The 20,902-nt window shown below is 65.5% G+C and carries 19 protein-coding genes; 9 read left to right on the top strand and 10 right to left on the bottom strand.

The window, feature by feature from the left end; genetic code table 11:
* Positions 1-8 precede the first annotated feature (8 nt).
* Both ABIA30_RS03745 and ABIA30_RS03740 read left to right on the top strand, forming a co-directional pair.
* Positions 9-797 carry an ABC transporter permease gene (locus tag ABIA30_RS03745; protein ID WP_370062180.1) on the top strand — a complete coding sequence of 263 codons (789 nt, stop codon included), beginning with the start codon at positions 9-11 and terminating at the stop codon, positions 795-797.
* Between the two features lie 43 nt (positions 798-840).
* A complete protein-coding gene (locus ABIA30_RS03740) occupies positions 841-1,794 on the top strand; it encodes a heme A synthase (protein WP_370062178.1) in 954 nt (317 codons plus the stop codon).
* Here the strand turns inward: ABIA30_RS03740 and ABIA30_RS03735 are convergent.
* Entirely contained in the window at positions 1,753-2,682 is a 930-nt protein-coding gene (locus ABIA30_RS03735; RefSeq protein WP_370062176.1) for a RimK family alpha-L-glutamate ligase, read from the bottom strand. The two genes, ABIA30_RS03740 and ABIA30_RS03735, sit on opposite strands and share 42 nt — an antisense overlap.
* A gap of 18 nt (positions 2,683-2,700) precedes the next feature.
* Between ABIA30_RS03735 and ABIA30_RS03730 the strand changes: the two genes are divergently transcribed.
* Positions 2,701-3,675, top strand: a complete 975-nt coding sequence (locus ABIA30_RS03730; protein ID WP_370062174.1) for a quinone oxidoreductase — start codon at positions 2,701-2,703, stop codon at positions 3,673-3,675.
* 18 nt (positions 3,676-3,693) lie between these two features.
* Here the strand turns inward: ABIA30_RS03730 and ABIA30_RS03725 are convergent, their stop codons facing one another.
* Entirely contained in the window at positions 3,694-4,623 is a 930-nt protein-coding gene (locus ABIA30_RS03725; protein WP_370063307.1) for a DUF1254 domain-containing protein, read from the bottom strand.
* A gap of 47 nt (positions 4,624-4,670) precedes the next feature.
* Positions 4,671-5,582 (bottom strand): heme o synthase, encoded by a 912-nt coding sequence (locus ABIA30_RS03720; RefSeq protein ID WP_370063305.1) that lies wholly within the window; start codon positions 5,580-5,582, stop codon positions 4,671-4,673.
* Positions 5,583-5,884: 302 nt separating this feature from the next.
* On the opposite strand from ABIA30_RS03720, the gene tkt reads away from it, so the two are divergent.
* The 6 genes from tkt to ABIA30_RS03690 all read left to right on the top strand — a co-directional run bounded on the left by tkt (position 5,885) and on the right by ABIA30_RS03690 (position 13,065).
* Positions 5,885-7,978: a transketolase gene (tkt, locus tag ABIA30_RS03715; protein ID WP_370062172.1), complete on the top strand. Its 2,094-nt coding sequence runs from the start codon at positions 5,885-5,887 to the stop codon at positions 7,976-7,978.
* Between the two features lie 75 nt (positions 7,979-8,053).
* A complete protein-coding gene (gene tal, locus ABIA30_RS03710; protein ID WP_370062170.1) occupies positions 8,054-9,163 on the top strand; it encodes a transaldolase in 1,110 nt (369 codons plus the stop codon).
* A 47-nt stretch (positions 9,164-9,210) separates the two neighbouring features.
* Positions 9,211-10,758, top strand: a complete 1,548-nt coding sequence (zwf, locus tag ABIA30_RS03705; RefSeq protein WP_370063303.1) for a glucose-6-phosphate dehydrogenase — start codon at positions 9,211-9,213, stop codon at positions 10,756-10,758.
* Positions 10,759-10,888: 130 nt separating this feature from the next.
* Complete coding sequence (opcA, locus tag ABIA30_RS03700) at positions 10,889-11,800, top strand: glucose-6-phosphate dehydrogenase assembly protein OpcA (RefSeq protein WP_370063301.1); 912 nt, start codon at positions 10,889-10,891, stop codon at positions 11,798-11,800.
* The gene (gene pgl, locus ABIA30_RS03695; protein ID WP_370062168.1) at positions 11,793-12,524 is read left to right on the top strand and encodes a 6-phosphogluconolactonase; all 732 of its coding nucleotides are present in this window, start codon (positions 11,793-11,795) and stop codon (positions 12,522-12,524) included. Before opcA ends, pgl begins: the two co-directional genes overlap by 8 nt.
* 169 nt (positions 12,525-12,693) lie before the next feature.
* The gene (locus ABIA30_RS03690; protein WP_370062166.1) at positions 12,694-13,065 is read left to right on the top strand and encodes an ATPase; all 372 of its coding nucleotides are present in this window, start codon (positions 12,694-12,696) and stop codon (positions 13,063-13,065) included.
* A gap of 310 nt (positions 13,066-13,375) precedes the next feature.
* Here the strand turns inward: ABIA30_RS03690 and ppc are convergent, their stop codons facing one another.
* From ppc to gap, 7 genes are all read right to left on the bottom strand, one after another.
* Complete coding sequence (gene ppc, locus ABIA30_RS03685) at positions 13,376-16,171, bottom strand: phosphoenolpyruvate carboxylase (protein WP_370062165.1); 2,796 nt, start codon at positions 16,169-16,171, stop codon at positions 13,376-13,378.
* Between the two features lie 42 nt (positions 16,172-16,213).
* Entirely contained in the window at positions 16,214-16,654 is a 441-nt protein-coding gene (locus tag ABIA30_RS03680; RefSeq protein WP_370062163.1) for a hypothetical protein, read from the bottom strand.
* A complete protein-coding gene (locus ABIA30_RS03675; RefSeq protein WP_370063299.1) occupies positions 16,654-17,274 on the bottom strand; it encodes an MspA family porin in 621 nt (206 codons plus the stop codon). The genes ABIA30_RS03680 and ABIA30_RS03675 overlap by 1 nt, the downstream gene beginning before the upstream one ends.
* A 182-nt stretch (positions 17,275-17,456) precedes the next feature.
* On the bottom strand, positions 17,457-17,693 hold the full coding sequence (secG, locus tag ABIA30_RS03670; RefSeq protein WP_370062161.1) for a preprotein translocase subunit SecG: 237 nt from the start codon (positions 17,691-17,693) through the stop codon (positions 17,457-17,459).
* A 31-nt stretch (positions 17,694-17,724) separates the two neighbouring features.
* On the bottom strand, positions 17,725-18,510 hold the full coding sequence (gene tpiA / locus ABIA30_RS03665; RefSeq protein ID WP_370062159.1) for a triose-phosphate isomerase: 786 nt from the start codon (positions 18,508-18,510) through the stop codon (positions 17,725-17,727).
* A 10-nt stretch (positions 18,511-18,520) separates the two neighbouring features.
* A complete protein-coding gene (gene pgk, locus ABIA30_RS03660; RefSeq protein ID WP_370062157.1) occupies positions 18,521-19,744 on the bottom strand; it encodes a phosphoglycerate kinase in 1,224 nt (407 codons plus the stop codon).
* 34 nt (positions 19,745-19,778) lie between these two features.
* Positions 19,779-20,801 carry a type I glyceraldehyde-3-phosphate dehydrogenase gene (gene gap, locus ABIA30_RS03655; RefSeq protein WP_370062155.1) on the bottom strand — a complete coding sequence of 341 codons (1,023 nt, stop codon included), beginning with the start codon at positions 20,799-20,801 and terminating at the stop codon, positions 19,779-19,781.
* Positions 20,802-20,902: the final 101 nt, after the last annotated feature.

Raw genomic sequence — 20,902 nt, 5'->3', positions numbered from 1 at the left:
GATCGCGCATGACCCAGAATCGTTTTGCTCCGGCGACCTTCGCCCCGGATCCCCGACCGGCGACGGTCGGCAAAATGCTCACCGCCCAGTACGGCCTGGAACTCAAACTGCTGCTGCGCAACGGCGAGCAACTGCTGTTGACCATGTTCATCCCGATCACGCTGCTGGTCGGACTCACCCTGCTGCCGCTGGGCTCCTTTGCGGGCGCCCAGCCGGGAATCCGTGCCGCCACCTTTACTCCGGCGATCATGTCGCTTGCAGTGATCTCGACCGCGTTCACCGGGCAGGCCATCGCAGTGGCCTTCGATCGACGCTATGGCGCGCTCAAGCGCCTCGGTGCCACCGCCCTACCCATCTGGGGCATCATCGCCGGCAAGGCGATGGCCGTCGTCACCACCGTGGCTCTGCAGTCGATCGTGTTGGGCGGCATCGGCTTGGCGCTGGGCTGGCGTCCGCACATCGCCGGCCTGCTGCTGGGCGCAGTGATCATCGCGCTCGGCACCGCCGCGTTTGCCGCGCTCGGCATGCTGCTCGGTGGCACCCTCAAGGCCGAGATCGTGCTGGCGCTGGCCAATTTGCTGTGGTTCGTGTTCGGCGGATTGGGCGCGCTGACCATCGAACACCCGATGGTGCCGGCGACGCTGCGCTGGGCTGCCCGGCTCACCCCGTCGGGCGCATTGACCGAGGCATTGACCGAGGCCATGACGCTGTCGGTGGACTGGTTCGGTATCGCGGTGCTGGCCGGGTGGGGTGGCCTGGCTGCGCTGGGCGCCCTGCGCTGGTTCCGGTTCAGTTGAGCCCTACTACAGCTTGTAGTTAGACCTGCTCTACGATCGGGCGATGGCCGACGGGATCTTTCAGCGCATCGTCGACACCCTTCCGATGCCGAGCCTTCGCGTCCAGCGCCTGGCAGCACTGGCCGTCATCCTGACCCAGGGCGGTATCTCGGTCACCGGGGCCATCGTGCGGGTGACGGCATCGGGGCTGGGCTGCCCGACCTGGCCGCAGTGTTTCCCGGGCAGCTTCGTACCGGTACCGCATGCCGAGGTGCCCGTCGTTCACCAGGCCGTGGAGTTCACCAACCGGATGTTCACCTTCGGGGTGGTCCTCACCGCGGTGCTGGCCGTGCTGGCAGTGACCCGGGCGCACCGGCGCCGCGAGGTGCTGGTCTATGCCTGGCTGATGCCGGGCTCCACGGTGCTGCAGGCCGTCATCGGCGGTGTCACCGTGCGCACCGGGCTGCTGTGGTGGACGGTGTCGATCCACCTGCTGGTGTCGATGGTCATGGTGTGGCTGTCGGTGTTGCTCTACGTCAAGATCGGCGAATCCGACCAGGGCACCGACACGTTGGTGGTGCCTATGCCCCTGCGCTGGTTCGCCGCGCTGACCGCCACGGTCCTGTCGGCCGTGCTGGTCACCGGAACCCTGGTGACCGGGGCCGGGCCGCACGCCGGCGACAAGAGTGCCGCCGAACCGGTCAAGCGCCTGCAGGTGGAGATCACCACGCTGGTCCACATGCACTCGTCCCTGTTGGTGGCCTATCTGAGTTTGGTTGTCGGACTGACTTTTGCGCTGCTGGCAGTGCGCGCACCCCGTGCGGTGCTGTTACGGCTGACGGTGCTCGTGGTTCTGGTGTGTGCCCAAGGACTGGTCGGGACCGTGCAGTTCTACACCGGGGTGCCCGCCGCGCTGGTGGCCATCCACGTGGCCGGGGCCGCCGCCTGCACCGCGGCGACCGCAGCGCTGTGGGCGTCAATGCGACAGCGGTCCGAGCCCCAGGCGCTCCAGGGCTGACTCGACCCCCAGGGCGAATTGCCGCTGTGCCGACGCCCGGGCATCGACGGTGAGTTGGCGCCAACCGAGCGACGGCTCCACCAATTCCAACTCGAGTAGTTGGGGATCGTCCTTTTCGCCGATGACATCAACCCGCGCGTACAGGAACTCCTGGGCGGTGATCCCCAAACGTGCGGCGGCCGCCGTCAGCGCCGCATGGCCCACGTCCCACAGCTCGAAGTCCGGATCGGCCGGGCACAGTTGCTCCTCGGCGTAAGTGCCGGACACATCCATCGCCAGACGGTGACCAGGCGGCGGCAGCAAGGGCCCTTTGGTGAACGCGTGCGACTGCTGACCGCTGAGGAACACCAGCGCGGTCTCCCCTGCTTCGATCCGGGCGTCGTACGGCTGGATCAGCGCGGTGAGTCCGTCGGCGTGCAATGCCAAGGCATGTTCGTGGGCTGCGGCGGCGTCGGTAAACCGCGCCGCGCCAACGGAACCCGCGCCCACCGCCGGCTTCACCACCACTTCGCCGCCAGGGATCGCGATGGATTGTCCGGGAGCACAGAAGTCGCTCGGCACGGTGGGTACCCCCGCTGCGGCCAGGTCGGCCAGATAACGCTTGTCGGTGTTCCAGGCCACCACGTCCGGCGAGTTCAGCAGATTACGGACCCGCCGGGTCCAGTCCAGGAACTCGACATGGCGCTCGGTGTAGTCCCACGTGGCCCGCAGGATGACCAGGTCGGCCTCCAACGTGGCTGGGTCGTCCCAGGGCAGCCAGCGGGCGGGCAGGCCCCGGCCGCGCAGCGCGTCGACCAACCCGGCGTCGTCCCCGTCGCCGTCGATCAGGGCGCGACAACCTGCGAAGACGATGCGGGGATGGCGGATATCCGGCCGTGCGAGTTTCACGTTGGAATGATAGGTGTCATGCACGCCATCGAAATCGCCGAAACCGGCGGCCCCGAAGTCCTTGAATCCGTCGACCGCCCAGTGCCCACACCGGGTCCGGGCGAGGTCCTGATCAAGGCCGAGGCGGTCGGCGTCAACTTCATCGACACCTACTTCCGCTCCGGTCTCTATGCCCGGCCGGTGCCGTTCATCCCCGGCCAGGAGGTCTGCGGAACCATCGCGGCCGTCGGTGCGGATGTCGCTGCGCTGTCGATCGGCGATCGGGTCGTCACCGCCGCCGCGGACGGCGCCTACGCCGAATACTGCGTGGCCCCAGCTGATTTCGTGGCTTATGTGCCCGAGGGCGTGGCACCGGAGGTCGCGGCCTCGGCACTGCTTAAAGGCATGACCGCGCACTACCTGATCAAGTCGACGTACCCGGCCCAGCAGGGCGACACAGTACTGCTCCATGCCGGTGCCGGCGGTGTCGGGCTGATCCTGACGCAGTGGGCCACCAGCATGGCCGTGCGGGTCATCACCACGGTGTCCACCGCCGACAAAGCTGAGCTGTCCCGGCAGGCCGGTGCCGTGGAGGTACTCGACTACCCCGACGACGCGGTTGAGTTCGGCGCCAAGATCCGCGAGCTGACCGACGGCAACGGCGTCTCGGCGGTGTATGACGGGGTCGGCGCCTCCACCTTCGAGGCCAGCATCGCCAGCCTCGCGGTGCGCGGCACCCTGGCACTGTTCGGCGCGTCCAGCGGACCCGTACCGCCGATCGATCCGCAGCGCCTCAACAGCGCCGGTTCAGTGTTCCTGACCCGGCCGACGTTGGCCCACTACACCCGCACCTCTGACGAATTCTCTTGGCGGGCAGGTGAACTGCTGCAGGCCATCGCGGACGGCACGCTGACCGTGACCATCAGCGAGCGCTATCAGCTGTCCGATGCCAGCCGCGCTCACACCGACCTGCAAGGCCGGCGCACCATCGGTTCGGTGGTGCTGGTCCCCTAGGTCTGCGAGGGCGCGCGCCTAGACCGGCTGGGCGGTCGGGAAAGTCCAATCGCCGGTGAGAATTTCCGCGCGCGGGCGGTACAGCCGCACCGTGTAGTTCCAGCCATCGGTGATGGGCAGCAAGTTTGGGCCTTCTGTACCACCGAACCGGATGGTGGTCGTGCCGTCGGGATCGGTGACCGCGGTGATGTCGTTGAGCGAATACGCATTCTGCGGGTTCGGTGTGAAGTAGCCGTCCTTGTTGTAAACGGTCACCGACCAGAACCCGTCCACCGGAACGTCTTTGACGGTCAGCCGGTGCACGACGGTGCCGTCGTTGGCGGACGGGAAAACCGATATGTACAGCGCATCCCGCTCCGGATTGCCGCCCCAGGCGTAGGCCGAACCGATGAGGTGCCGCACCGGATCGACATCCGCTTTCGGCCCGAACGTGCCCTTGCTGTCCGGAACTGTCGTCGACAGCGTGATCAACGCGTCGCGGACGGTCTTCTGACTCACCGGATCCCACTGCGGCACTTCGAAGCTGCCCAGCCCGTCCTGGCTGACGACGATGGCGTCCTGCAACGCGTGTACCGCATCCACGTCGGCCGGGTCGTTCGGGTCGAGGAGGGTCCGGATCGCCGCCGCGACGTACCGGCTACCGATGTCGGATCGGGTCAGGGTGAGCTCCGCCGGTGCATAAACGACCGTCGGGACATAGTGATCCTCGGTGATGATCTGCAATGCCATGAACCGACCGGCACTGTCGGGCAACGTGATGGTGACCGGACCGGCGTCGAGATCGAAGACGCCCGCCGAGTAGAGGGTGTCCCGGTTCTGCCGGATGACCAGCTGATTGTCGAGAGGACTCAGCTCGCGGGTGTGATGCAGCGCCGCGAAACCACCGTCTTTGACGATGTTTCCGAAATACAGATCCGATTCGGCACGGGCAAAGTTGTCAGGGCTCACCAGTTGGGACATGCCCACAAACTAGCGCGCTGGTGCGTGCGGCCCGATCAGTAGCTCAGCAGCATCGGCAGGTTCAGCGCCGAATCGACCGCCAGCGCGCAGAACACCACGGCCAGATAGTTGTTGGACTGCAAGAAGAGTCGCAGCGGCTTGACCGCCTCGCCGCGTTTGACGCCGGAGTACAACTGATGCGCCATCACCAGGAACCACACGCCGGCGATGACAGCCACTGCCGCGTACAGCCAGCCAGTTGCCAGCGCGAGCGACAGCGTCGCCAGCACCGTCAGCCACGTGTAGATCAGGATCTGCTTGGTGACCTGTCGCTCGGTGGCCACGACCGGCAGCATCGGAACCCCGGCCGCCTGGTAGTCCTCCTTGTAGCGCATCGCCAGCGCCCAAGTGTGCGGAGGCGTCCAGAAGAAGATAATCGCGAACATCACCAAGGCGGGCCATTGAATCGTGCCGGTGACCGCGGACCAACCGATCATCACCGGCATACAGCCGGCGGCACCGCCCCACACCACGTTCTGCGACGTACGGCGCTTGAGCAGCAGGGTGTACACGAAAACGTAAAAGGCAATGGTGGCCAGGCCGAGCAGGCCGGACAGCAGATTCGACGTGCGCCACAACCAGAAGAACGAAGCCACCGTCAGCACGAGGCCGAAGATCAGTGCGTGCCGGGTGGGCACCGTGGCGCGGGCCAGCGGCCGGCGCGCCGTTCGCTTCATCACCTTGTCGATGTCGGCATCCGCCACACAGTTCAGCGTGTTGGCACCAGCGGCGGCGAGCATGCCACCGACCAGGGTGTTCAGGATCAGCAGCGGGTCGACCGAGCCGCGGTGGGCCAGCAACATCGCGGGAATGGCCGTGACCAACAGCAGCTCGATGACACGCGGCTTGGTCAGCGCAATGTACGCGAGAATGGTGTCGCGAACGCGGTGTGGCTTGGCGCCCTCCACGGGAGTGCCGGCCGGCTCTCGGCCGGGCGATCCGTGGACAGAACGGCGCTCGCGAATGCTCACGCAGATATCTCCTCGGGGTCGCGGCAGCCCAGGATGTCTAAGGGCTTCTACTACAGACGATGGTAGACCGCTCACCTGTGTGCCCGACACCGCAGGGTGGTTTTGAGGTGAATGGAAACCCAATCACTGGTACGGCATAGGTGAAGCGGTCTGCACCAGACCGGCAGCGAGCACTAGGGTGGTCATGCAGCTCGATTGCAATTTGCCGTGCCCGAGACGTCCCCTGTAGGAGTGCGCCTGTGACCACCGTCGAAGAGATTTCCGAACTCACCCGCCCCCACCATCCGGAAGACTGGTCCGAGCTGGACTCGGCCGCGGTCGACACCGTCCGAGTGCTGGCAGCGGATGCGGTTCAGAAGGTCGGAAACGGCCACCCCGGAACCGCGATGAGCCTCGCTCCGCTGGCCTACACGTTGTTCCAGCGCCAGATGCGCCACGACCCGTCCGACACGACATGGATCGGTCGCGACCGCTTCGTGCTGTCCTGCGGACATTCCAGCCTGACCCTGTACCTGCAGCTGTACTTGGGCGGTTTCGGACTGGAGCTGTCCGACATCGAGGCACTGCGCACCTGGGGTTCGCTGACCCCCGGGCACCCCGAGTATCACCACACCAAGGGCGTGGAGATCACCACCGGACCGTTGGGCCAAGGTCTGGCCTCGGCAGTCGGGATGGCGATGGCAGCCCGCTACGAGCGCGGCCTGTTCGACCCGGATGCCGCGCCCGGGGCGAGCCCATTCGACCATTACATTTACGTGATTGCCTCCGACGGTGACATGGAGGAGGGCGTCACCAGCGAGGCCTCCTCGCTGGCCGGCACCCAGGAGCTCGGCAATCTGATCGTGTTCTGGGACCACAACAAGATTTCCATCGAGCACGACACCAACATCGCGCTGACGGAGGACATTCCGGCGCGCTACCGGGCCTACGGCTGGCACGTGCAGGAGGTCGAGGGCGGCGAGAACGTCACCGGAATCGAAGAAGCCATCGAGGCCGCCCGCAAGGTGACCGACAAGCCGTCGTTCATCGCGGTGCGGACCATCATCGGTTACCCGGCTCCCACCAAGATGAACACCGGCGGGGTGCACGGCTCTGCGCTTGGTGCCGACGAGGTCGCCGCCACCAAGAAGGTACTGGGCTTCGACCCGGACAAGAGCTTCGATGTCCGCGACGACGTGATCGCACACACCCGTGAGCTGGTGGCCCGCGGCAAGCACGCGCACGACGAGTGGCAGGTGTCCTTCGACGCCTGGGCGGCCAAGGAACCCGAGCGCAAGAAGCTGCTGGACCGTCTGTACGCCGGCGAACTGCCCGAGGGCTGGGATGCCGATCTGACGCACTGGGAGCCGGGCAGCAAGGCAGTGGCGACTCGCGCCGCCTTCGGTCAGGTGCTCAACGACGTCGCGCCGAAGCTGCCCGAATTGTGGGGTGGCTCAGCCGATCTCGCGGGCAGCAACAACACCACCATCAACGGTGTGCGGTCGTTCGGTCCGCCGTCGATCTCGACCGAGGACTACACCGCCGACTGGTACGGCCGGGTGCTGCACTTCGGTATCCGTGAGCACGCGATGGGCTCGATCCTGTCCGGCATCGTGCTGCACGGGCCGACCCGTCCCTTCGCCGGTACCTTCCTGCAGTTCGCCGATTACATGCGTCCGGCCGTCCGGTTGGCCGCGCTGATGAACATCGACCCGATCTACATCTGGACTCACGACTCGATCGGTCTGGGTGAGGACGGTCCGACCCACCAGCCGATCGAGCACCTCGCGGCGCTGCGCGCCATCCCGAACCTGTCGGTGGTACGTCCGGCCGATCCGAACGAGACCGCCTACACCTGGCGGACCATCCTGGCGCGCACCCACGGCAACAATCCGACCGGCTTCATCCTGACCCGTCAGGGCGTTCCCGTGCTGGAGGGCACCGACGCCGAGGGCGCGGCCCGCGGGGGTTACGTGCTGGGCGGCGGCAACCCCGCCGACGATGCCGACGTGATCATCATCGCCACCGGTTCCGAGGTGCAGCTGGCCGTCGCAGCACAGAAGCTGTTGGCGGACAAGGACATTGTGGCCTACGTGGTGTCCATGCCGTGCCTGGAGTGGTTCGAGGCGCAGCCCAAGGAGTACCGCGATGCGGTCCTTCCGCCGGATGTCTCGGCTCGGGTCGCTGTCGAGGCCGGCATCGCGCAGCCTTGGCACAAGCTGGTCGGTGACACCGGCGAGATCGTCTCGATCGAGCATTACGGCGCGTCGGCCGATGACAAGACGCTGTTCCGCGAATTCGGCTTCACCCCCGAAGCAGTGGTGGCCGCCGCAGAACGATCGCTGGACAACTGACGGCTCGGCCGTCGCTGGACCCCTGACGGCTCGGCCGTCGCCCGACAACCAACCCGTCGACATAGGAGCATTCAGATGACCCAGAACCCGAACCTGGCCGCGCTCAGCGCCGCCGGCGTATCCGTGTGGCTCGACGACCTGTCCCGCGAGCGGCTGCAGACCGGAAACCTGCAGCAGCTCATCGACACTCGCAGCGTCGTGGGTGTCACCACCAACCCGTCGATCTTCCAGGCGGCACTGTCGAAGGGCACCGCCTACGACGAGCAGGTACGTGAGCTGGCGGCGCGCGGTGCCGACGTGGACGCGGTGATCCGCACCGCCACCACCGACGACGTGCGCAATGCCTGCGACGTGCTGGCCAAGGCCTACGAGGCCTCCGGCGGTGTCGACGGCCGGGTGTCCATCGAGGTCGACCCGCGGCTGGCCCATGACACCGACAAGACGATCCTGCAGGCCATCGAGCTGTGGAAGATCGTCGACCGGCCCAACCTGCTGATCAAGATCCCGGCGACGTTGGCCGGCCTGCCGGCGATCACCGCGGTGATCGCCGAGGGCATCTCGGTGAATGTGACGCTGATCTTCTCGGTCGAGCGGCACCGCGCCGTCATGGACGCGTACCTGACCGGCCTGGAGAAGGCCCGCGAGGCCGGCCACGACCTGTCCAAGATTCATTCTGTCGCTTCGTTTTTCGTTTCCCGGGTGGACACCGAGATCGACGCCCGGCTGGAGAAGCTCGGCGGCTCGGCGCTGGATCTGCGCGGCAAGGCCGGAGTGGCGAACGCCCGCCTGGCCTACGCGGCCTACGAAGAGGTGTTCGGCGCTGAGCGCTTCGGGGCGTTGAAGGCCGAAGGCGCCCGGGTGCAGCGTCCGCTGTGGGCATCGACCGGCGTGAAGAACCCGGACTACTCGGACACCCTGTACGTCACCGAGCTGGTGGCGGTCAACACCGTGAACACCATGCCGGAGAAGACCCTGGAGGCCGTTGCCGACCACGGCCAGGTCACCGGAGACACCGTCAGCGGGACCGCGGCAGCGTCGCAGGCCGTGTTCGATGACCTCACCGCCGCGGGCATCGACCTGGTCGAGGTGTTCAAGCTGCTCGAGGACGAGGGCGTGGACAAGTTCGAGAAAGCCTGGGGCGAGTTGCTCGAGGCCGTCCAGGGTCAACTCGACGCCTTGAATTAACCCCGGGCCCGCGGATCACCATTAGCTCAGACGAGCAGAGGGGCATGATGAGCGACTGCGCCACCAAACCCGGGGACTGGGTAAACCCGTTGCGGGACAAGCGCGACAAACGTATGCCCCGCATTGCCGGGCCGTGCGCTGTGGTGATCTTCGGCGTCACCGGCGACCTGGCCCGCAAGAAGCTGATGCCGGCGATCTACGACCTGGCCAACCGTGGCCTGTTGCCGCCGAGCTTTGCACTGGTCGGCTTCGCCCGCCGGGACTGGGCCGACGAAGACTTCGGAAATGTTGTGCACGACGCAGTCAAGCAACATGCCCGCACGCCGTTCCGGCAGGAAGTGTGGGACCGGCTGGCCGAGGGCTTCCGGTTCGTGCAGGGCACTTTCGATGACGACGCTGCGTTCGTTCGGCTGCGCGACACGTTGGGCAAGCTCGACGAGGAGCGCGGCACCGGCGGCAATCACGCCTTCTACCTGTCGATTCCGCCGAATGCATTCCCGCAGGTGTGTGAGCAGCTCTCCAAGTCCGGCCTGGCCAACAAGCCCGACGGCTGCTGGTCCCGCGTGGTCATCGAGAAACCGTTCGGCCATGACCTGGCCAGCGCTGAGGCGCTCAACGGCGTGGTCAACAGTGTGTTCCCGGAATCGTCGGTGTTCCGCATCGATCACTATCTGGGTAAGGAGACCGTCCAGAACATCCTGGCGCTGCGGTTCGCCAATGAGCTGTTCGAACCGGTATGGAATTCGCACTACGTGGACAGCGTGCAGATCACCATGGCCGAGGACATCGGCCTTGGTGGCCGCGGCGGCTACTACGACGGCGTCGGCGCGGCTCGCGACGTCATCCAGAACCATCTTTTGCAGCTGCTGGCTCTGACAGCGCTGGAGGAACCGGTGAGCTTCTCCCCTGCCGAGCTACAGGCCGAGAAGATCAAGGTGCTATCGGCGACCCGGCTGGTCGAGCCGCTCGACGAGACCACCTCACGTGGCCAGTACGCAGCAGGATGGCAGGGCGGCGAGAAGGTCGTCGGGCTGCTGGACGAGGAGGGCTTCTCGAAGACCTCCACCACGGAGACATTCGCGGCGATCACCCTTGAGGTGGACACCCGCCGCTGGGCCGGCGTTCCGTTCTATCTGCGCACCGGAAAACGGTTGGGCCGCAGGGTCACTGAGATCGCACTGGTGTTCAAGCGTGCCCCCCATCTGCCGTTCGATGCCACCATGACCGATGAGCTCGGTCAGAACGCCCTGGTGATTCGGGTGCAGCCTGACGAAGGCATCACGCTGCGGTTCGGATCCAAGGTGCCGGGCCACATCATGGAGGTCCGCGATGTGAGCATGGACTTCTCCTACGGTTCGGCGTTCGCTGAGGAATCACCGGAGGCCTACGAGCGGCTGATCCTGGACGTGCTGCTTGGCGAGCCGTCGCTGTTTCCGGTCAACGCGGAGGTCGAATTATCCTGGAAGATCCTGGATCCCGCGTTGGAGTACTGGGCCTCCCACGGCAAACCCGACCCTTACGAATCCGGCACCTGGGGCCCCGATTCGGCATTCGAGATGCTGCGGCGATCGGGCCGGGAATGGAGGCGGCCGTGACGAGCGCTTGCGCGAGGAACCGACCAACACTGACGAGCGCTTGCGCGAGGAACCGACCAACACTGACGAGCGCTCGCGCGAGGAACCGACCAACACTGACGAGCGCTCGCACGACGAACCGAGGGCACCGATGATCGTCGATCTACCCGACACCAATACCGGTGCCATCAACAAGAAGATCGTCGCCCTGCGCGAAGAGGGCGGCGCCATCACCCTGGGCCGGGTGCTGACCCTGGTTGTCGCTCCGGACACCGAGGCAATGCTGGAAGAGTCGATCGACGCGGCGAACACAGCCAGCCGTGAGCATCCATGTCGGGTCATCGTGGTGATCCCGGGCGACCGGTTGGCCACTGAGGCGAAGCTCGATGCGCAACTGCGAGTCGGGCGCGATGCGGGCGCCAATGAAGTTGTGGTGCTCCGACTTTCGGGACCACTGGCGGCTCACGCAAGCAGCGTCGTGACACCGTTCCTGCTACCGGACACGCCGGTGGTGACCTGGTGGCCAGATATCGCGCCGCCGGTACCGGCCGCTGACCCGTTGGGCCGACTGGCCATCCGACGGATTACCGACGCCACCAATGGAGCCGATCCGCTGGCCTCCATCAAGAGCCGACTCGCCGGCTACACCTCCGGCGACACCGACCTGGCCTGGAGCCGGGTTACCTACTGGCGGGCATTGCTGGCCTCAGCGCTCGATCAAGCGCCGTACGAACCGATCACCTCGGTGCTGGTGTCAGGGTTGAAAGACGAACCCGCACTGGACATCATGGCCGGCTGGCTGGCCAGCTGCATCGACGGCCCGGTGACCCGCGCGGTCGGAGAACTCAAGGTCGAATTGGTGCGCCCGACCGAGACCATCACCCTGAGCCGGCCTCAGAAGGGTGTCACCGCCAACCTCACCCGCACTGGTCGGCCCGATGCCCGAATTCCGTTGGCCCGCAGAGAAGCCCGCGACTGCCTCGCCGAAGAGATGCGCCGGCTCGACGCCGACGAGATCTACCACCGCGCCCTGCAGGGCCTGGACAAGGTTGTGTATGTCTGAGCAGATCATCGAAACGTACGCCGATGCCGACGCGTTGGTCACTGCGGCGGGCGACCGCCTGGTCTCCGCCATCGATTCGGCTGTGGCAGAGCGCGGCGTGGCGTACATCGTGCTGACCGGCGGTGGCACCGGGATCAAGTTGCTCAAGCACGTGGGCGGTCACCCGATCGATTGGTCCAAGGTGCACCTGTTCTGGGGCGACGACCGCTTTGTGCCCGCCGATGACGCCGAGCGAAACATCAAGCAGGCCAGAGAGGCGCTGCTCGACTCGATCGACATCCCGGCCGGCAACATCCACGCGATGGCCGCCAGCGACGGCGAGTTCGGCGACGATATCGACGCGGCCACAGCGGCATACGAACGCGAGCTGACCGTCGTCGGAAATGGTGCTCCGACACCACAATTCGATGTACACCTGATGGGGATGGGCGGCGAGGGCCATGTCAACTCGCTGTTTCCGCATTCGCCCGCGGTGCGCGAGACCGCGCGGTATGTCGTGGCGGTCACCGACTCCCCCAAGCCGCCGCCGCGGCGCATCACGCTGACGCTGCCTGCGGTCCACCGATCCCGTCAGGTGTGGTTGGTTGTTGCCGGCGCGGAAAAAGCAGATGCGGTGGCTGCGGCCGTGGGTGGCGCTTCGCCCGACGATTTCCCGTCGGCCGGTGCGGTCGGGCGCGAAGCGACGGTCTGGTTGCTCGATCAGGCAGCTGCGTCGAAACTCTAGGGCTGGGCGCGCCGGCGTGGAAACCAGGCGAACGCTACAACACCGGTCGGCTGCGATGCAGCAAATCTAGAAACTTGCCAGGACTCATCTCTTTCCACCAGTTGAGCACCGGGTGGGTGCGTCGGCCACCTGTCTGAATACCGCGCCGGCGAACCGTCATACTGGACCCATGGTTGACAAGGGGGACGGTCGATCCCAGCGGCCGGTCGGCGGCCGAATTCGGACACTGACCCAGGCAGCGCTCAACGCAGATCTCACGGTGTCGCAGGTCGAAGTGATTCTGGCCGACCTGGGCGACACCCTGTCGGACATGAACAAGACGACCGCAGTCCTCGACACCACCATCGATCGGTTCAATGACACCATCACCCGGATCGACGAACTCGCGCCGCGACTGATCGGTGTAGTCGAGCGGATGGAGTCGATCGTCGAACGCGTGGAGGCCATGGTCAGCCTTGCCGAGACCCTCATTTCACCCATCGCGGCCACCGAGAACGCGGTGCGTGGGATGTTCAACGCGCTACGCAATCGGGCTGCGTAGCCGCAGTGCGCTCGGCGCCTCTGCGTAGGTCACCGGCTTAGCGAAAGCCGTGCGAATAACTTTGGCCACCGCAGTCACATTCGCCGGTTCGGTGGTTCGAACTAGTGTTCGAGTATGGCAACCGATCGCAGCACCATCCTCACCGCGTACGCCGCGCTGGAGGAGTTGCATACGAAGTTCGCGGGCTTCGACTACACCGGCTTGAGCGTGGCTGAGTTGTTGGCAGTCCCGTCGGGAGGTGCTGGCCCGCTGCCCAATAGAAGGCGACAGCGATGTCGAAACAGACAGTCCCACAGACTGATTCACACAGCTATCCGCTGTTACGCAGCGCCGTGGCCAATCCGCTCATGGTCAGCAAGATGCCACGCTGCACCAGTTCGTCCTCGTCACCGGACCGGTACCGGCGCAGCAGCTCCACCTGGAGGTGGTTGAGCGGCTCGAGATACGGGAACCGGTTGAACACCGAGCGGGCCAACGCCGGGTTGTCGGCGAGCAGATCGTCGTGGCCGGTGATCAGTTTGTACATCGCGATGGTGCGTTCGTGCTCGGCGACGATCTTGTCGAACACCCTGCGGCGCAACGCGACATCGTCGACGAGTTCCGAATACCTGGCGGCCAGTCCCATATCCGACTTGGCCAGCACCTGCGCCATGTTCGACAGGACGGTACGGAAGAACGGCCACCTCAGGTACAGGTCCTGCAGGACCTTCAGATTGCCTTCGCCCGCAGCGACGTAGTCCTCGAACGCCGTTCCGGTGCCGTACCACCCGGGCAGCATGACCCTGGATTGACTCCAAGCCAGCACCCATGGGATTGCCCGCAGATCAGCGATCGACGTAGTGGGTTTACGTGAGGTCGGTCGGCTGCCGATGTTCAGTGCACCGATCTCGCTCACCGGCGTCGACGACGTGAAGTATTCGACAAAACCCGGTGTTTCGTGGACCAGATCGGCGTAGGCGCGCTGCGCGCGGGCAGCCAGATCGTCGAGCACCTCGTAGGCCGGCTCCGCTGAGTCGCCCAGCCCCTCGACATCCAGCAACGTGGACTCCAGCGTCGCCGCCAGCAGTGTCTCCAGATTGCGATGTGCCGCATGCGGTTCGGCATATTTGGCGGCAATCACCTCACCCTGCTCGGTGATCCGCAGCGACCCCTTCACCGCGCCGGGCGGCTGAGCCAAGATCGCGTCGTAACTCGGACCGCCACCGCGACCGACGGTACCGCCGCGACCGTGAAAGAGCCGCAACCGAATTCCGGTCTTGGCGGCTGATTCCACCAGGTCCAGCTCGGCGCGGTACAGCGCCCAGTTGGCCGCCAGATAACCACCGTCTTTGTTGGAGTCGGAGTAGCCGAGCATGACTTCCTGCTGGTCACCACGGGCCGTGACCAACGCTCGGTACAGCGGGATATCCAGTACCGCTTCGAGTATCGACGCGCCGCGTTGTAGGTCATCGATCGTCTCGAACAGTGGCACGATACCGACCGGACTGTACGGCCGGTCTCCCGTGACATCCAGGAGGCCCACCTCTTTGAGCAGGATGGCTGCCTCGAGCATGTCCGAAACCGACTGACACATCGAGATGATGTAGTTGGGCACCGCCGCAGCGCCGAACACGCGCACCGCATGCGCGGCGGCAGCGACGATGTCCAGTTCTTTTCGAGCGAGATCGGACAGCTCGGCATCCGGACTGACCAGCCTGCGCCGCGTCGCCAACTCCTGCACCAGCAACGCGATCCGTGACGACTCGTCCAGAGACCGATAGTCCGCGTGCACGCCGGCCCACGCCAACAGCTCGGCGACGACCGTTTCGTGCACCTCTGAGTTCTGCCGCATGTCCAACCCGCACAGATGAAAACCGAAGACGTGCACCGATTCTCGTAGCCTGGCCAACCGATCGTCGGCAAGTACCGCGCTGCCGTTGGCACGCAACGACGCATCGATGACATCGAGGTCGGCCCGCAGCTCTGCCGGAGTCCGGTAACGGGGCAAGTCGAGTGTCAGCTCGTGTGCGGGCTGACGATCCAGAATCGCTGCGGCCGTCGCGGTCAGCCGGGCGCGAATGGCGCGTAGCGCACGGCGGTACGGCTCATCGGCCCATACCGGCTCGGTACAGTTCTCAGCCAGTGCCTGCAGTTCGGCGCTGACCTGCACGAGTCGGCCCGACATCGACAATTCCTGTTCCAGCGCAGTCAATTCCGCGAAGTACCGGTCCAGCGCGGTGTAGGCGGCGCTGCCGGTGGCCAGCCGGACCACGTCGGCGTTGACGTTCGGGTTGCCGTCGCGGTCGCCGCCGATCCATGATCCGGGCCGCAGCATCGGCTCTTCCAACAGCCCAACCTCGGGCCATCGTGATTGCAGCGCGTCTCTGAGCTCGGCGTTGACCTGCGGAACGACGTCGAAGAACGCCGCGGGGTAGTAGCGCAGGCCGGTCGCGATCTCATCCTGAATCTTCAATCGGGACAACCGGATCAGCGCGGTCTGCCAGAGCGTGAGGATCTGCCGCCGCAATTCCCGTTCGATGCCGGGTTCGCCGACGCCGCCGCGCAACCGCAGTCGCATCAATTCGGTGATGCGGTTCTGCGTGTCGAACACCGTGCGCCGCCGGGTCTCGGTCGGATGAGCGGTGATGACCGGGGCCACCAATGCACCGCGCAGCGCATCGGCGACTGTTGCCGCATCCAGGTCGGCGCGCTCCAGCTTGCGATAGGTCGCGGCCAAGCTGCTGTCCTGCGGCGGTTCCCCAGCCGCGACATGCAACGCACGGCGTCGCTCCCGGTGGACGTCTTCGGCGACGTTGGCCAGCAGCGCGAAATGGGTGAACGCCCGGATCACCGGGATGGCCTGATGGATGTCGACACCATCGAAAAGCCTTGCCAGCTCGGCACGATCGATCTCCGAGCGGCGCACTCGAAAGGATTCCACCCGCGCCCGCTCGACCAGATCGAACACCGCCTCGCCGTTCTGTTCCCGCACCGTGTCGCCGAGAATCGCGCCCAGCAGGCGAATATCCTCGCGCATCGGTTCGGTTGCCTCGCGACCGACTCGGGTACGACGCACCGAGCCGATCGGGAGCAGAGTGCTATCGGAAACCTCAGAAACCTCTGCCATCGGTCCAGTATCGGCGGCCCGCGGCGATGGCGCAGGGCGAAGTCAGTGTGATTGCGACGGAATGACGATGGGCGTCGTGGTCAGTGTGACGGTCGTGACCGGTGCCGGCGGGCCGGCGGGGACGATCGGCGTCGTCGAAGTGCTCGATGAATCCTGGTTGCCGCTTGCAGACGCGTGCGTGGTCGCCGGGGGCTTCTGCCCGTCGGGCATCACGATCGGGGTCGACGACGAATCGTCGCCGCCGTGATCGCCGCCCTTACCGCCGGTGTCGGAGTCCGAGGAGCCATTGGGCGGCCAGTCCACCGCGGTCGGCGGCCAGTTCTGTGATGACGATCCCCCGCCTGGCGGTGCGCAACCCGCGCCGGCGCCGAAATCTCCGGCGGTGGTGCAGTCGGCTGCGGCCAGGGGCGACGGCGTGGTGATCCACGCCGTGACCGACCACGCCGCAATGCCGGCGACGGTGACCCATTTACGAGACGGCATCAGAGGTTCAGGATGTCGCCGTAGGCGTTGACACTGTCGTCGTTCTTGTCGGTGTCGATGGTCACCGTCGCGAAGAACCTGATCGACACCGGCCCGCCGCAAGCGTCGACCTTGACGTGCGCATCGTGCACCGTGATGCCTCCAGTACGGCCCTTGAGCGACTTCTTACCCAACCCGACGTTGGTGATGGTGCCGGGCAGCAGGTTGATCGAGACATTGCCTTCCACGTCTGCGTATGGACCGATCGCATTCAGCGCGTTACCGCTGAATCCGGGGTTGATACCAAGATCGGCGTCACCGCCGATGCTGCCACCTTCGCTGAGGTCGATCTGACAACCGAGTTGCAGGCCCAGGATCAGCGTTCCGTTGTTGACCGCCGACGAACCGCTGCCATCGATGGTGGCCTCGGCCCGACCGGTAACGAAGCCCTCCCGGGTAAAGGCGGTGGCGGCCATGTTGGGCACCGAGTTGACGGTCATCTGGGTGAGCGCGACGCCCAGGTGCCAGCCGTCCTCGGTGTTCGAGGACTGCTGGACGTCGGCCACCGGCAGCGGCTCGGCCACCGCGACCCCGCCGGCCACGCACAACAGCGCAACCGCTCCGGCACCGACGCGCAGAATTCTCAGCACAAACACCCACCCTGTTCGAAGCAAACATCAATGCCGTGGCAGCGGCCACAGCAGCCGATATTAGGTGCAGCTGCTGGGTGCTTCCTGACACGGCGACAGCCAACCAACAGCCGGCACATAGACAAAGCCGGCCGCGCCCACGGGCGCGGCCGGCTTTGCACGGTATTACGGGGCTACGAGCCGTATTTGATCTGCAGGGCGACACCGATGATCGAAACCACCCAGATGCCGGTGATGAAGTAGGTCAGCCGGTCCAAGTTCTTTTCTACAACGGTAGAACCCGACAAGCTGGACTGCACGCCACCGCCGAACAGGGTCGACAGACCGCCACCTTTGGCCCGATGGAGCAGAACCAGCAACACAACCAACACGCTGGTCACGACCAACGTGATCTGCAGGGCCAAAATCATGAGGCACAGCCTACCGGTTGACCTGCGGAGGTCATGGCAGCGGCCCACCTGCGGCGATCGCCGATAATGTCGCGAACTGCTCGCCCTCCAAAGACGCACCACCGACGAGCGCGCCGTCGACATCGGCCTGAGCGACGATCTCGCCGACGTTCTTGGCGTTGACCGAGCCGCCGTACAGCACTCGCACGGTGGCCGCGATCTCCGGGGATGCCAATACCGCCAACTCGCCGCGAATCGCCTTGCAGACTTCTTGTGCGTCGGCGGCGCTGGCGACCCGCCCGGTGCCGATGGCCCACACCGGTTCGTAGGCGATCACCACCTGACTGATCTGTTCGGCGGATAGCCCGGCCAACGAACCCTTGAGCTGTTCGGTGCAGTGCGGGACATGGTTGCCCGCTTCGCGAATGTCCAGGCCTTCACCAATACAGACGATCGGGGTCAGCCCGTGCTTGAGCGCGGCGGCGGCTTTGGCCGCGACCAGTTCGTCGGTCTCGGCGTGGTACGTGCGCCGCTCCGAGTGCCCCACGACCGCGAAGGTGCAGCCCAGCTTGGCCAGGAATGCACCACTGATCTCGCCGGTATAGGCGCCTGAGTCGTGCTGGGATACGTCCTGGGCCCCATAGGTGAGCTTCAGTTTGTCGCCGTCGACCATCGTCTGCACGCTGCGCAGATCGGTGAAGGGCGGAAGGACCGTGACATCGACCTTGTCGAAGTACTTGTCCGGCAAGGCAAAAGCGATCTTCTGCACCAGCGCGATGGCCTCGAAGTGATTGAGGTTCATCTTCCAATTGCCGGCGATGAGCGGCTTACGTGCCACGTTCTAGCTCCTAACCCAGGATTTCGATGCCGGGCAGCGTCTTGCCCTCGAGGTACTCCAGCGACGCGCCGCCGCCGGTGGAAATGTGCGAGAAACCGTCCTCGTCCAGGCCCAGCTGACGGACCGCGGCGGCCGAATCGCCACCACCGACGACGCTGAACGCGCCCTTACCGGTGGCTGCGATGATGGCCTCGGCGACGCCCTTGGTGCCGGCAGCGAACGCCGGGAACTCGAATACGCCCATCGGGCCGTTCCAGAACACCGTCTTGGCGTTGCTCAGCAGCACCGAGAACCGCTTGACCGACTCCGGTCCGATGTCCAGGCCCATCTTGCCGTCCGGAATCCGATCGGCGGCAACGGTTTCCGTCTCGGCATCGGCGGCGAATCGGTCTGCCACCACAATGTCCACCGGCAGATGGATGACGTCGGCGTATTCCTCGAGCAACTTGCGGCAGGTGTCGATCATCTCTTCCTGCAGCAGCGAGGTGCCAACCGAAAGCCCCTGGGCGGCAAGGAAGGTGAAGCACATACCGCCACCGATGATGATGCTGTCGGCCTTGGTGGCCAGGTTTTCGATGACCGCCAGCTTGTCGGACACCTTGGACCCGCCGAGCACCACTGCGTACGGGCGGTCGGTCGAGCTGGTCAGCTGTTCGAGCACTTTGATCTCAGTACCCACCAGCGTGCCGGCGTAATGCGGCAACAGCTTGGCGACGTCGTACACCGAGGCCTGCTTGCGGTGCACCACACCGAAACCGTCGGAGACGAACGCGCCGGGTGAGCCGTCGGGCCCTTCGACCAGCGCGGCGAGTTGGCGGGCCAGGGCGGCGCGCTCGGCGTCGTCCTTGCTGGTCTCGCGCTCCTCGAACCGGATGTTCTCCAGCAGCAGCACATCGCCGTCGGTCAGGCCCTCGGCGCGCGCCAACGCGTCGGTGCCGACCACGTCACCGGCCAGCTGCACGTGCCGACCCAGCTTGTCCCCCAATGCCTTTGCCACGGGGGCCAGCGAGAACTTGGGGTCCGGTCCCCCCTTCGGGCGGCCGAGGTGTGCAGTGACCACGACCTTGGCACCGGCGTCGGCCAACGCCGCGAGCGTCGGCACCGAGGCGATGATTCGGCCCAGGTCGGTGATGTTGCCGTCATCGTCGAGTGGAACATTGAGGTCGGAGCGGACGAGCACGCCCCGACCTTCAACGCCTTCGGCCAGCAACGTATCCAGAGTATTGATGCTCATGGTCGTGAAACCTATCTACCTTCGGCCCGGCCTTCTACAGCGACTTGCCGACGAGCGCGATCAAATCGGCGAGGCGGTTGGAATAGCCCCACTCGTTGTCGTACCAGGAGACCACCTTGGCCTGATTGTCGATCACCTTGGTCAGGCCCGAGTCGAACAGCGAGCTGTGCGGATCGGTGACGATGTCGCTGGAGACGATCGGCACGTCGTAGTACTTGAGGATGCCCTTGAGCGGACCCTCGGCAGCGGCCTTCATGGCGGCGTTGATCTCGTCGGCGGTGGCGCTCTTGGCCAGCTCCGCGGTCAGGTCGGTGACCGATCCGGTTGGGATCGGCACCCGCAGCGCATAGCCGTCCAGCTTGCCCTTGAGCTCGGGCAGCACCAGGCCGATGGCCTTGGCGGCGCCGGTCGACGTCGGCACGATGTTGATGGCGGCGGCGCGGGCCCGGCGCAGGTCCTTGTGCGGTCCGTCCTGCAGGTTCTGGTCCTGGGTGTAGGCGTGGATGGTGGTCATCAGGCCTCGGACGATGCCGAACTCGTCGTTGAGCACCTTGGCCAGCGGCCCGAGACAGTTCGTGGTGCACGAGGCGTTCGAGATGATGTTCTGGCTGCCGTCGTACTTGTCGTCGTTGACGCCCATCACGATGGTGATGTCCTCATCGGTGGCCGGCGCAGAGATGATCACCTTCTTGGCACCCGCGTCCAGGTGGCCCCTGGCCTTGGCGGCGTTGGTGAAGATTCCCGTTGATTCGACGACCACGTCGACACCCAACTCACCCCATGGCAACGCGGCGGGGCCTTCTTTGACCTCGAGGGCCTTGATCTTGGTGTCACCGACGACGATCGTGTCGTCACCCTCGAGGCTGACGTCGTAGGGCAACCGGCCCAGGATCGAGTCGAACTTCAGCAGGTGAGCCAGTGACGCGTTGTCGGTCAGGTCGTTGACGGCGACGATCTCCAGGTCGGTGTTCTTACCCGCCGCCTTCTGAGCGTCCAGGGCCCGGAAGAAATTGCGGCCGATTCTGCCGAAGCCGTTCACACCGATCCGAATTGTCACTGCTGTGCTCCTTAATCATTTGAGTGATGTTCGTGACACTGCTGGGTTCAGCCTAGTGCTGCACACGTCCCCGCATGCGGTCTAGTGAGCAAGGTCAAACG

This window comes from Mycobacterium sp. MAA66, assembly GCF_041261665.1.
Lineage (GTDB): Bacteria > Actinomycetota > Actinomycetes > Mycobacteriales > Mycobacteriaceae > Mycobacterium.
This window is presented reverse-complemented; position numbering and strand designations above follow the sequence as displayed.